Below are 12,460 nucleotides of genomic sequence, written 5' to 3'. Positions count from 1 at the left end.
CCGTGGACGAATATCCCATCATCGACCTGTCCCACCTGCTGCCGGCGGCCCAGGGCTTGGCCCGTCTCCCGGCGGACGAGCGCATCCATCGCCTTCGCGCCGACCGCTGGATCGGCTATCCGCGAGCAGTCGAGGCGTTGAACCGGCTGGAAGCCCTGTATACGTGGCCAAACAAACAACGCATGCCCAACCTGCTGTTGGTCGGTCCAACCAACAACGGCAAGTCGATGATCGTCGAGAAGTTCCGCCGCGCCCACCCGGCCAGCTCCGACGCCGACCAGGAGCACATCCCGGTATTGGTCGTGCAGATGCCGTCCGAGCCATCGGTGATCCGCTTCTACGTCGCGCTGCTCGCGGCGATGGGAGCACCATTGCGACCGCGCCCACGGCTGCCGGAAATAGAGCAACTGGCGCTGACACTGCTGCGCAAGCTCGGTGTGCGTTTGCTGGTGATCGACGAGCTGCACAACGTCCTGGCCGGCAACAGCGTCAACCGCCGGGAATTCCTCAACCTGCTGCGCTTCCTCGGCAACGAATTGCGCATCCCGCTGGTCGGTGTGGGCACACGCGACGCCTACCTGGCCATCCGCTCGGATGACCAGTTGGAAAATCGCTTCGAGCCGATGATGCTGCCGGTGTGGGAGGCCAACGACGATTGCTGTTCACTGCTGGCCAGCTTCGCGGCTTCGCTCCCGCTGCGGCGACCTTCGTCGATTGCCACGCTGGACATGGCTCGCTACCTGCTCACGCGCAGCGAGGGCACTATTGGCGAGCTGGCGCACCTTTTGATGGCGGCGGCCGTGGCCGCCGTGGAGAGTGGTGAGGAAGCGATCAACCACCGCACGCTCAGCATGGCCGATTACACCGGTCCCAGCGAGCGGCGGCGGCAATTCGAGCGGGAACTGATGTGAAGCCAGCGCCACGCTGGCCACTGCATCCGGCACCCAGGGAAGCCGAAGCCCTGTCTTCGTGGCTCAACCGCGTGGCCCTTTGCTATCACATGGAAGTGTCCGAGCTGCTGGAGCACGATCTTGGTCACGGCCAGGTTGATGACCTGGACACCGCGCCACCACTGGCGCTGCTGGCGATGCTCTCCCAGCGGAGCGGTATCGAGCTGGATCGGCTGCGCTGCATGAGTTTCGCCGGCTGGGTGCCTTGGCTACTGGACAGCCTTGATGATCAGATTCCAGCCGCATTGGAAACCTATGCGTTCCAGCTCTCGGTACTGCTGCCGAGACTCCGCCGTAAGACGCGATCCATCACGAGCTGGCGTGCCTGGCTGCCCACCCAACCGATACACCGCGCCTGTCCGCTCTGCCTGAACGATCCGGAGAACCAAGCCGTACTGCTCGCGTGGAAGCTGCCCCTGATGCTGAGCTGCCCACTGCATGGCTGCTGGCTGGAATCCTATTGGGGCGTGCCAGGGCGGTTTCTCGGCTGGGAGAACGCCGACGCCGAACCGCGCACTGCCAGCGACGCGATTGCGGCGATGGACCAGCGTACCTGGCAGGCACTGACGACCGGCCACGTGGAGTTGCCGCGCCGACGCATCCACGCCGGATTGTGGTTTAGGCTGCTACGCACGCTGCTCGATGAGCTGAACACCCCGCTTTCGACGTGCGGCACCTACGCGGGGTATCTCCGCCAAATCTGGGAATGCTGCGGGCATCCGCTGCGTGCTGGGCAAAGTCTGTGGCGACCGTATGAAACCCTGAACCCGGCAGTACGGTTGCAGATGCTGGAGGCGGCGGCAACGGCAATCAGCTTGATTGAGGTGAGGGATATAAGCCCGCCAGGCGAGCACGCAAAGCTATTCTGGTCCGAGCCCCAAACCGGGTTCACCAGTGGCCTGCCGGCGAAAGCGCCGAAGCCCGAACCCGTCGATCACTGGCAGCGTGCAATCCAGGCCATTGATGAGGCCATCATTGAAGCACGACACAACCCCGAGACGGCACGCTCGCTGTTCGCGTTGGCTTCCTATGGTCGGCGCGACCCCGCTTCCTTGGAACAGTTGCGCGCCACCTTCGCGAAGGAAGGCATCCCCCCGGAATTTCTGTCACATTATGAGCCTAGCCTACCCTTTGCATGCCTTAGACAGAATGACGGGTTAAGTGACAAATTTTGACGTGCAGAGCTTCCCGATGCAAACTGTCACATAATCGAACGTATATGTGACAGGTACGACATGCTGATAGGCTACATGCGGGTATCGAAGGCGGACGGCTCCCAGGCTACCGATTTGCAGCGCGACGCGCTGATTGCCGCCGGGGTCGATCCAGTACATCTTTACGAGGACCAGGCATCCGGCATGCGCGAGGATCGGCCCGGCTTGACGAGCTGCCTGAAGGCGTTGCGAACTGGCGACACACTGGTCGTGTGGAAACTGGATCGGCTCGGACGCGACCTGCGACATCTCATCAACACCGTGCACGACCTGACTGGGCGCGGCATCGGCTTGAAGGTATTAACCGGGCACGGCGCGGCCATCGACACCACGACCGCCGCCGGCAAGCTGGTCTTTGGCATCTTCGCCGCCCTGGCCGAGTTCGAGCGCGAGTTGATCGCGGAGCGCACGATTGCCGGCCTAGCCTCGGCCCGCGCGCGCGGGCGGAAAGGCGGCCGGCCGTTCAAGATGACCGCCGCCAAGCTGCGGCTGGCGATGGCGGCAATGGGTCAGCCAGAGACCAAGGTCGGCGACCTGTGCCAGGAACTTGGCGTCACGCGGCAGACCCTGTATCGGCATGTTTCACCCAAGGGTGAGCTACGTCCAGATGGCGAGAAGCTACTCAGCCGAATTTGATGCCGGCATGAGGCAACGTAGCGACAGCGTGGTTTGTCTCAATGGGAAGCGCTCATGATCGATCTTTGAAGGCCCGCAGCAGTCGTGTCACAGACAGGACGAACAAACCGGTCAGCGTGAGGGCTGCGATACCCCAGTACTCTCCGATGAACGCGCCGGCCGTCGTGCCGGCCAGCACAATGGCGAGAATCGGCAAATGGCAGGGACAGGTGAGCACGGCCAGCGCGCCCCACAGGTAGCCGGTGATCGGTTTGTGCGTCTCGGACGGCAAGCGCTCGGGGCTGTTCATGGCAGACTCTCCGCGTGCTGTGCCGGCTCGGTCGGCATGGTGGCCAACTGCACCTCCAGATCGGCCAACGCTTCGCGCCGACGCTCGACGAACTGACGCAGAACGGCAAGCTGCGCGGCCGCTTCATCGCCGTCCGCAGCATCCAGCGCCCGGCACAGCCGCGCCAGCGCGTCCAGGCCGATGCCCGCCTCGAAGGCCGCCCGCACGAAGCACAGCCGTTGCAAGGCGGCATCATCGAACAGGCCATAGCCGCCCGGGGTGCACGCCACCGGACGCAGCAATCCGCGCAGCAGGTAGTCGCGCACGATATGCACGCTCACCCCGGCATCAAGGGCCAGCCGGGACACGGTGTAGGCGCTCATTGAAAACCTCCTTTTTTTATCCAGCGCAGCAGGAAAGCTGCTTCACGTCCTTGTTGAAGGTCTGCGCCGCAAGCTTCAACCCCTCGACCATTGTCAGGTAGGGGAACAACTGGTCGGCCAGTTCCTGCACCGTCATGCGGTTGCGGATGGCGAGCACCGCCGTCTGGATCAGTTCGCCCGCTTCCGGGGCCACCGCCTGCACGCCGATGAGCCGTCCGCTACCTTCCTCGATGACCAGCTTGATGAAGCCGCGTGTGTCGAAGTTGGCAAGCGCTCGCGGAACGTTGTCGAGTGTCAGCGTGCGACTGTCGGTCTCGATGCCATCGTGGTGCGCTTCCGCCTCGCTGTAGCCCACGGTGGCGACTTGCGGGTCGGTGAACACCACTGCCGGCATCGCGGTCAGATTGAGGGCTGCGTCGCCGCCGGTCATGTTGATCGCGGCACGGGTGCCGGCGGCCGCTGCCACGTAGACGAACTGCGGCTGGTCGGTGCAGTCGCCGGCCGCGTAGATGTTCGGGTTGCTCGTGCGCATGCCTTGGTCGATAACGATGGCCCCTTGCGCATTGACAGTGACCCCCGCCGCGTCCAGCGCGAGGCTGCGCGTATTCGGTGCCCGACCGGTGGCAACCAGCAACTTGTCAGCGCGCAATTCACCGTGTCCGGTGGTCAGCACGAATTCGCCGTTCACATGGGCGACCTGGCTGGCTTGCGTGTGCTCCAGCACCTCGATGCCCTCGGCGCGGAAAGCGGCTGTCACGGCCTCGCCGATGGCCGGGTCTTCCCGGAAGAACAAGGTGCTGCGTGCCAGGATCGTGACCTGGCTGCCGAGCCGGGCAAAGGCTTGCGCCAGTTCCAACGCCACCACCGACGAACCGATCACGGCCAGGCGTGCGGGAATGGTGTCGCTGACAAGCGCTTCGGTGGAAGTCCAGTAGGGTGACTCTTTCAGGCCCGGAATCGGCGGCACGGCCGGACTGGCACCGGTGGCGACCAGGCAGCGGTCGAACGTTACCTCGCGCTCGCCACCCTCGTTCAAACGGACGACCAGGCTCTGGTCGTCCTTGAAACGCGCTTCACCGTGCAAAACGGTGATGGCTGGATTGCCGTCCAGGATGCCTTCGTATTTGGCGTGCCGCAGTTCATCGACACGGGCCTGCTGCTGGGCCAGCAGTTTGCTGCGGTCAATCGCAGGCACAGTTGCCGCAATACCGCCGTCGAACGGACTTTCCCGGCGCAGATGGGCAATATGGGCAGCGCGGATCATGATCTTGGACGGCACACAGCCGATATTGACGCAGGTGCCGCCGATGGTGCCGCGTTCGATCAGCGTGACCGTCGCGCCTTGCTCGACGGCCTTCAGCGCCGCCGCCATCGCGGCCCCGCCGCTGCCAATGATGGCGATATGCAAACCGGCGCCCTCAAGTGCATCACGGATTTTTGGTTCATCTTTGAAATCACCAACCCGGATCGAGCCTTGATAACCCAATGCGGCGATGGCGGCCAGCAGTTGGTTGTGGCTCACGGCGGTGTCTGCCATGACTTGCGCGCGGCTTTCTGGATAGGACACCACAGCGGCATTCACGCCGGGAATCTTTTCCAAAGCATCTTTGACATGGGTGGCGCAGGATGTGCAGGTCATGCCATTCACGGTGATTTCGGTCATTTTTTTACTCCATTGAATTTCGGGGTGCAGCAGGCATCGGCTTGGCGTTTTCGTTGGATGGCGTAGATGGTCAAGCCGATGAAAATCGCCAGCGCAGGCAGCAGCACATAGTCCAGATAGCCGGTCAGCGCGGACAAGCCGACCACACCGAGCAAAATGACCAGAACAGGGGTGAAGCAACACAGCGCCACGAGGGTTGTGCCAATGATGCTGACCCGCAGCAGTGTCTTCGGGTCTTTCATGATCAGTTCTTGACTGATGATGGGTAGCCCGCATCCTCGGTAGCCTTGGTCAGTTTCTGCACGCTGGTCTTGGCATCATCGAAGGTGACCACCGCTTCGCGCGTCTCGAAGGTCACGTCAACTTTACTGACGCCATCGACCTTGGAAATCGCCTTCTTGACAGTGATCGGACAGGCCGAGCAGGTCATGCCCGGTACGGACAGCGTAACGGTCTGGGTGGCGGCCCACACGGGGGCAACAACGGCAGCGAGGGCAAGGGCGGAAAGCAGCTTTTTCATGGTGAACTCCTGTGATCAATAGAAAAATGGCACGACGTAGGGAAATCCGAGCGCGACCAAAACCAGCACGGCCACGCCCCAGAAAATGAGCTTGTAAGTAGCTCGCACTTGGGGAATCGCGCAAACCTCACCCGGTTTGCAGGCGGCTGACGGCCGGTAGATGCGCCGCCAGGCGAAGAACAACGCCACCAGCGCCACGCCGATAAAGATGGGGCGATAGGGTTCCAACACCGTCAAGTTGCCGATCCAAGCGCCGCTGAACCCCAAGGCGATCAGAACCAGCGGCCCGAGGCAGCAAGCCGAGGCGAGGATGGCGGCCAGCCCGCCAGTGAAGAGCGCGCCGCGCCCGTTTTGAGGTTCAGACATACGTTTGTCCTTTCGAATCTGAATTGGATAGCTTAAGCTTACTTCCGTAGTTATGTACGGAGTCAAGCGATATGGAAAACAATTTGGAGAACCTGACCATTGGCGTTTTCGCCAGGACGGCCGGGGTCAATGTGGAGACCATCCGGTTCTATCAGCGCAAGGGCTTGCTCCCGGAACCGGACAAGCCTTACGGCAGCATTCGCCGCTATGGCGAGACGGATGTAACGCGGGTGCGCTTCGTGAAATCAGCCCAGCGGTTGGGCTTCAGCCTGGATGAGATCGCCGAGCTGCTGCGGCTGGAGGATGGCACCCATTGCGAGGAAGCCAGCAGCCTGGCCGAGCACAAGCTCAAGGACGTGCGCGAGAGGATGGCTGACCTGGCGCGCATGGAGGCCGTGCTGTCTGATTTGGTGTGCGCCTGCCATGCGCGGAAGGGGAACGTTTCCTGCCCGCTGATTGCGTCACTGCAAGGGAAGAAAGAACCGCGCAGTGCGGACGCGGTGTAGCCCGAGGGAACTACGCCTTAGCGTGCTTTATTTTCCGTTTTCTGAGGCGACTCCTTCATCGACCTATGTAAAACGACTCCTTTATCGAAATAGTGCACTCATCGCTCTCCACGGCGATCCCTTCATCGCGAATTGCACCGCCCAAGACGATCTGCACTGAAATCAATACTTTCTGATGCCTCTTGATTAGAGATGCCAGCCATAATAATCTCATCGCCAACGCATACGGCGTTCGGCAGCCAACACACTCTCACTCACTACTGGAAGCTCAGACATGAAAACCATAGGCATTGAAAACTCGAAGTCCAGCGTACAGGCCCACTTAACGCTTGGAACCAAAACTATGGGGCTAGGTATCTATGGCGCGTACTTGGCTCTCGCTATTATTTACTTCTGGTTCGGCGGCATGAAATTTACCCACTACGAGGCCGAGGGCCTGGTTCCACTGGTGAGCAACAGCCCGCTTTTGGGATGGGTGTATAGCATTTTTTCGGTCGACATGTTCTCCAGCCTGCTCGGCATACTAGAGATTTCGATCGGCACTCTGATCGCAGGCCGCATGCTGTCGCCCAAACTATCCGTGGTAGGAGGCGCTCTGTCTGCAGGCCTGTTCTTCACAACCCTTAGCTTTATGTTTTCCACTCCGGGCGTCATTGAGCCTAGTTTAGGGTTTCCGGCGATTTCCGTTGCGCCAGGTCAGTTTCTGCTTAAAGACTTAGGGTTGCTTGCTGTTTCGATATTTGTGGCAGGCCATTCGCTGGTTGAACTGGAAAAACGTAAAATTAATGCATAATTTTTTCAATGGCTTAAGGCAGTAATGCCTTAGGCCTTTTTGCCATCATTTTCCCCCGCCAGATCTTTCAACCAGTCACGAGGGCTCAACCCCGTCTTGCGTCTAAATGCGCGAGACAGCGCCGAAGGACTTTCGTAGCCGACTTGAGCTGCAATCAGCGTAATCGAGCGCCCTTCTCGCATCAGCTTCTGAGCCAGGCTAACTCGCCAACTCAACAAATAATCAGCAGGCGTCTGTCCGATGACACTCTTGAAATGCACGGCATACGCAGCGCGTGACATATTTGACTCACTGGCCAGCTCTGCTATTGACCAGGCATGTTCCGGGGAGTTGTGCATCTGTAAAAGCGATCGGGCAAGCCGCATGTCGGCCAGTCCAGCCATCATTCCGGTGCGCAACTGGTGATGATCGAGCAGGTAACGGAGCAACAGAATGATTAGGAGCTCAAATAAGCGCTCAAGCGCGGCTTCCCTTCCACAATGCACATTTGCCGCCTCGGCAAACATCCACTCCAACGTGTCTGCCAGCATGGGCAGATCATCGAGTGCGAGCACCAAACAGTCCGGTAATGAAGCCGACAAAGGATTATCAATTCCGCCCTCAAACTCCATGGAAGCACACAACAACTTTGCGCCATCGGACTCACCCGCAAACAATTGATGCTTGGCGGGGCGTGGCATAAAAATCAAGCTAGGGCGAGTGAGCTGCAAATCCTTGCGATCGGGACCAAGCAACGTCACGCTGCCGGCCTGAAGCAGATGGATATAACCTCGCCGCTCGGCGCCATCGTAAGATGCAGAGCCGCATAGGTCGCCGTCATAGAACAGATTGGCCCGCACGCCGAACCGCGAGAGCAAATTAGACAAACGATCCATTGGCCGATCCTTGACGAGTCAGAACGCACAGACCATACCATCTGCGTTGTCGTTCAGTGCCTGTAGCGAACATGCCGGCGTAAATCAGCCAACGGATAAAGTGATCACTGAGCAGCTCAGCCTCCCTTTCCAGTTCGGCTGTTAAAAAAACAACACCGTTGTTTGAAAGCACCAGCAAATCAAGTGCTCACTCTTCTATTTTACGGGGTTGTACGCCGGAATCCCAGAAATTTCCGTCAGCCCAGCTCCAGTCCCGCCACGAGCGCATCCAGGTCGATGAACTTGCCGTCAGTCTGGAAGGTGTAATGCCCGTTCAGCAGGATGTGCCGCCAGGCCGCTGGCGACATCTGCGTGATCAACGCCAGCGCCTTGGCATTGCCAGCTGCCTCGTACTTCGTCAGCAGCAGGGACAGGATCGCCGAGTTGTAGAAGATGATCGCGTTGCCGATCAGCCTGGCGCACTGGTTGCTGATCTCGATTTCGATGTCGGTGCGGCCGGTCAATTCCTTCTTCCCACCGACTTGGGCGATGGTCGAGCGTAGCTGGTGATAGGACTCAATGCGGTTCTGCGAGCGGTGAACATTACGCTCCAGTTGCGGGTCGCGCAGGTAGCGCAGTGTGTAGATACTGCGGATGAGCTTGTCGAACTCGAAGATTGCGCGCCGCGTCGGGTTCGGCGCCGTATAGGTGCACAGCTTGCGGATCAGCGTGCCCTGCGTCATTTCCTTCAGGCCCAGTGTGGCGACGATTCGGTCGATGTTCGCCTTCTCACCGACGATGAGTTGCCGGTCGATCTGGCCAGCCGGCCGGATCAGGCATTTCTCGTACAATGCCAGATCATCGGCGCAATACAGCTCCTGCAACTGGTCGTCGAGGTCGGTGAAGCGCGGCTCGAAACGAAGTCCGAACCAGTGCAGGATGGCGAAGTTGGCCTTGTTGATGCTGTGCATGTCGCCGGTGATCGCGCTCGGCACGATGTCCGACGTGTTGCGGTACCAGATGTCGAACACGTGGTGAGCCTCGTACTCGTGTGCGCCTATCAGGTAGCCGTTCAACGGCACGTGATTGCACAGCAGCGTGTAGGCGACGACGCCCTTGCCGCGGCCGAAATATTTGCGCGAGTAGCGCGCCTTCACAGTTGGTCGCTCGACGCCGAATTTCTGCCCATCAACGGCACCGTACAACGAATCGAGGTCGAACGAGTAATGCGGGAAGATCGGCAGTGCGGCGATGGCGTTGCTGATGCAATCGTTGGCCACATGTAGCGTCGCCTGGCGCAGGTACTGCTGGTAGGTACTCTCCAGGACGTGGTACGGGATGTCGCTGGTACGTGCCATAACCTGGTTGCCGTGGTTCATGGCTTGGGCAATGATCACCGCCATCAGACTGTCGGCGTCGGCTACCTTCTTCGCATAGCGTGGCTGCAATGGTGTCAGCGCCGACAGGAACTGGCACTGGCCGTTGACGAAGCGAAACACGTCGGCGACATCGCAGTATGGCAGTTGCTCGTAGAGAGCTTGCTCGCGCGCCTTCTGGTTCTCCCCCTTGGGCTTGCGCCAGGTCAGTCTCTGCGTGTCCTTGTCGTATTCCAGGTGCGTCAGCTTGCCCTGTTTCAGCTCGCGATTGAACGCCACCCATTGCGCACGCAACTCGGTCGCCAGTGCATCGAGCTGGGCACTGACCGGCTGCCGCAGGAAGGGGATGTCCATCTGCGCGAGCACGGCGGCTTTCTCGTCCATCGAAACCAACTCGTCGGACAAATGCCGGTGCTGCAAGCTATCGTCAATGTAGAGCTCGCCCGCCTGGAAGCGTTTCCTGACCTGACGGTAAAGCCAGAATTCGTAACGATCGGCATGCAGGCCTGTCGGCGTGCCTTCGGCATCGAACATCAGCAGGTACGGACGCAAGCGTTTCGGCAGCGTTGCCGCCGGACATTCGTCGAGTGGCCGTTGTGATAGGCGCTGCTGCTTGGCGAACACGCTCTTGGCCCAAGTCAGCGCCGCGAGCCATGGGTTATCGGGGGCCGTGCCGGCGAAGTCGAGCGCGACGTACAGCGGCCGTAGATGGCGTCGAATGCGTTCGGCCAGGCCGTCCACCGCCTGCCAGTGCAGCGCCAGTTTGTTCAGTGGCTTGACGCTCATGCGCTGCGCCGTGTTTTGCAGCAATTCCCTGGACATGATTTTGTAGGCGCGTTGGCGCACCTCGCCGAACGGCGTCGGATCGGCCACGCTGTCGTCCACGTACAGCGACAGCAGGCGGCCAACCTGCGGCGTTTCCTGATGGCGTCGCAGCTGTTCGGCGACAAAGGACTGTTTCGCACCCGTGCGGCTCTCGTCCTCAAGTTTTTTCATGTGGAAGGCCATCGCGTCGACCAGGTTGTCGGTGAGCTGCCGGTAACGTACCCAGGCATAGCACAGCAGGTAGAGCCGGGTCTGCTCCGCCTTCAGGTGGCGCAGGTCATGGACGGTATAGAAGTTCGCCAGGCTCGCGTAGTACAGCAGGTTCTGCTGCGAGATGCCGAGCTTGGGCAGCAGCGCCTTGGCGATCCCGTGCAAGGACTTCAGCGTGGCGCGCTTCTCGCGCTCCCCTGCCATCTGACGCCAGCCGAAATCTTTAGCGTCCTGCTTGAGCGCTGCCAGTTGAGACAGGGTGTCGTCACGCACCAGGAGCTGGCCCAGCGCAGCTTTGGCCGATTCGTCCAACACTTCTGCCAGCAAGCCGCCCAAGCGCCTGCGTTCGGTGGACAGGGCTTCACTGACCAGCTCTTGTAAGGTGGTGTGGCCGGGCCGGATGATTTTGTGCTCGCTGAGCCAAACGATCAGTTCGGCGGCCACGAATCCTGGCATTACGTCGCGCCGCACGATCTGTTCAGCCTGCTGTGCCAGTTGCGGCAGGAAGCTAGCCGCCCACGACCGGTAGCCGAACAGTTCGGCGATCTGACCCCTCTGGCTGTAGTGCTCATGCTTGGTGATCGCCTTGCGTTCGAACGCTTCGCCGTGGAAATAGCGACTCAGCACGAAGGCGCAATCGTCCTCGACCTCATGCCAATCGAAGCGGAAGAAAGCATGCTTGGCCTTGAAGTAGCCGATCTGCAAGACGCAATAGACTTGGGCCTGCAGGCTAGGCCGGCTGCTGGCGAACGCCAGTTCAGATTCGGCCAACGCCAGGTATTCCAGCCGCTGAGCATCGTCGAAGTCCGGTAGGCCGTACAAGGCTTCCTGCTCTGCGTCAGAAAAGACGGTGAGTAGCTTATTCTTGTTGCTCATCGACCGTCCTTCCCGCACCACGCCAACCTGCTCGCGTCAATGTTTCGATCAACGTAGTGCGCTTGACATTGAAGTTGCGGCACACCGCCGCCTTAGACATGCCGCCATCGAGCGCGGCGACGATGGCGTCCAGCTTCTCACCAGTGATCGCCTGCGGCCGGCCGCCGATCCGGCCGCGTTTGCGTGCGGCGGCCAAGCCCGCGACGACGCGCTCCTGAATCAAGGCGCGCTCGTACTGCGCGAGCGCACCGAACACCTGGAACAGGAATTCGCCCGAGGGCGTCGTAGTGTCCAGGTTCTCTGTCAGCGAGCGGAACGCCACCCGCTTGTCCTTGAGCGAAGTCACAATGGCGAGCAGGTGCGACAGCGAGCGACCGAGCCGGTCGAGTTTCCACACCACCAGCACATCGCCGGCTCGAACGAACTCAAGCGCCCGCGCCAAGCCGGCACGGTCATCCTTCGCGCCAGAGGCACGATCCTCAAACAGGTGACGCGGATCGACGCCGGCGGCGAGCAGCGCGTCGCGCTGCAAGTCCGTGCTCTGGCGGTCGGAGTCCGACGACACGCGCATGTAGCCAACCAACATAGGCGGATAACCATCAAAAACAGGTTTCGGGGTTTGGGGAGCAACGGAACAGAAAGTGCACTTAAGCCCTGCCATTTCCTCTCAGCGCCATAATCCAGGACCTTCATCTCCATCTCTCCTTGATTCCGTACTTAACTACGGAGATAGAGTCGGCTCGTGGGTAGAAAACCCGAGAGGAGGCTGTTATGAAATACCTAAGACTACTGCTGATAGTTGGTGCGACTCTGCTGTCATCCACCGTATGGGCCGAGAGCGGGAGCGACCGTTCAATCGAGCGAATCGCCGCTATGCGCGACAAGGCTGAGGCGGCCTTGGTGGCGGAAACCGCCAAGAAGATTGAGCAACTGGGGGCCACGGCGGCTGGCCGGGTCGAGGCGCAGCCCGGCTGTCCGCCTGCAAAGTAGAACATGAGCTGCTGATGCAGTACTAACCTG

At 60.4% G+C, this 12,460-nt stretch carries 15 protein-coding genes; 6 read left to right on the top strand and 9 right to left on the bottom strand.

The genetic code is table 11. The annotated features are described in order from the left end of the window. The first annotated feature begins 2 nt into the window (after window positions 1-2). Genes DM373_RS06210 through DM373_RS06200 form a run of 3 tightly spaced genes read left to right on the top strand, consistent with a single transcriptional unit; the run spans window position 3 to window position 2,800 of the window. Entirely contained in the window at window positions 3-911 is a 909-nt protein-coding gene (locus DM373_RS06210) for a TniB family NTP-binding protein (protein WP_013741668.1), read from the top strand. Between the two features lie 20 nt (window positions 912-931). After that, entirely contained in the window at window positions 932-2,125 is a 1,194-nt protein-coding gene (locus tag DM373_RS06205) for a TniQ family protein (protein WP_176601418.1), read from the top strand. A gap of 60 nt (window positions 2,126-2,185) precedes the next feature. After that, window positions 2,186-2,800, top strand: coding sequence for a recombinase family protein (locus DM373_RS06200; protein WP_000904941.1), 615 nt, complete (start codon window positions 2,186-2,188; stop codon window positions 2,798-2,800). 52 nt (window positions 2,801-2,852) lie between these two features. On the opposite strand, the gene merE is transcribed toward DM373_RS06200, so the two are convergent. The 6 genes from merE to merT are packed head-to-tail and all read right to left on the bottom strand — an operon-like array spanning window position 2,853 to window position 6,000. Next, window positions 2,853-3,089, bottom strand: a complete 237-nt coding sequence (gene merE, locus DM373_RS06195) for a broad-spectrum mercury transporter MerE (RefSeq protein ID WP_001087809.1) — start codon at window positions 3,087-3,089, stop codon at window positions 2,853-2,855. Continuing rightward, window positions 3,086-3,451, bottom strand: coding sequence for a mercury resistance co-regulator MerD (merD, locus tag DM373_RS06190; RefSeq protein ID WP_003465059.1), 366 nt, complete (start codon window positions 3,449-3,451; stop codon window positions 3,086-3,088). Before merD ends, merE begins: the two co-directional genes overlap by 4 nt. A gap of 16 nt (window positions 3,452-3,467) precedes the next feature. Next, window positions 3,468-5,114, bottom strand: a complete 1,647-nt coding sequence (gene merA / locus DM373_RS06185; RefSeq protein ID WP_000136268.1) for a mercury(II) reductase — start codon at window positions 5,112-5,114, stop codon at window positions 3,468-3,470. Then, window positions 5,111-5,356, bottom strand: coding sequence for a mercury resistance system transport protein MerF (merF, locus tag DM373_RS06180; RefSeq protein ID WP_000654684.1), 246 nt, complete (start codon window positions 5,354-5,356; stop codon window positions 5,111-5,113). The genes merA and merF overlap by 4 nt, the downstream gene beginning before the upstream one ends. A gap of 2 nt (window positions 5,357-5,358) precedes the next feature. After that, entirely contained in the window at window positions 5,359-5,634 is a 276-nt protein-coding gene (merP, locus tag DM373_RS06175) for a mercury resistance system periplasmic binding protein MerP (protein ID WP_000735441.1), read from the bottom strand. A gap of 15 nt (window positions 5,635-5,649) precedes the next feature. Next, complete coding sequence (gene merT, locus DM373_RS06170; RefSeq protein ID WP_001294667.1) at window positions 5,650-6,000, bottom strand: mercuric ion transporter MerT; 351 nt, start codon at window positions 5,998-6,000, stop codon at window positions 5,650-5,652. 71 nt (window positions 6,001-6,071) lie between these two features. Here merT and merR point away from each other — a divergent pair, with 71 nt between their 5' ends. Next, window positions 6,072-6,506, top strand: a complete 435-nt coding sequence (merR, locus tag DM373_RS06165; RefSeq protein ID WP_000429838.1) for an Hg(II)-responsive transcriptional regulator — start codon at window positions 6,072-6,074, stop codon at window positions 6,504-6,506. 274 nt (window positions 6,507-6,780) lie between these two features. Further along, the gene (locus DM373_RS06160; protein WP_003464991.1) at window positions 6,781-7,299 is read left to right on the top strand and encodes a YkgB family protein; all 519 of its coding nucleotides are present in this window, start codon (window positions 6,781-6,783) and stop codon (window positions 7,297-7,299) included. A gap of 29 nt (window positions 7,300-7,328) precedes the next feature. On the opposite strand, the gene DM373_RS06155 is transcribed toward DM373_RS06160, so the two are convergent. The 3 genes from DM373_RS06155 to DM373_RS06145 form a co-directional block, all read right to left on the bottom strand. After that, entirely contained in the window at window positions 7,329-8,174 is an 846-nt protein-coding gene (locus DM373_RS06155; protein ID WP_003464995.1) for an AraC family transcriptional regulator, read from the bottom strand. A 236-nt stretch (window positions 8,175-8,410) separates the two neighbouring features. Further along, window positions 8,411-11,440 (bottom strand): Tn3 family transposase, encoded by a 3,030-nt coding sequence (locus DM373_RS06150; protein WP_024015041.1) that lies wholly within the window; start codon window positions 11,438-11,440, stop codon window positions 8,411-8,413. Continuing rightward, on the bottom strand, window positions 11,424-12,026 hold the full coding sequence (locus tag DM373_RS06145) for a recombinase family protein (RefSeq protein WP_010465829.1): 603 nt from the start codon (window positions 12,024-12,026) through the stop codon (window positions 11,424-11,426). Before DM373_RS06145 ends, DM373_RS06150 begins: the two co-directional genes overlap by 17 nt. A gap of 185 nt (window positions 12,027-12,211) precedes the next feature. On the opposite strand from DM373_RS06145, the gene DM373_RS06140 reads away from it, so the two are divergent. Beyond that, window positions 12,212-12,430, top strand: coding sequence for a co-regulatory protein PtrA N-terminal domain-containing protein (locus tag DM373_RS06140; protein ID WP_004574529.1), 219 nt, complete (start codon window positions 12,212-12,214; stop codon window positions 12,428-12,430). Window positions 12,431-12,460 lie beyond the last annotated feature (30 nt).

Origin of the sequence: Pseudomonas sichuanensis, assembly GCF_003231305.1 — a bacterium.
GTDB lineage: Bacteria > Pseudomonadota > Gammaproteobacteria > Pseudomonadales > Pseudomonadaceae > Aquipseudomonas > Aquipseudomonas sichuanensis.
This window is presented reverse-complemented; position numbering and strand designations above follow the sequence as displayed.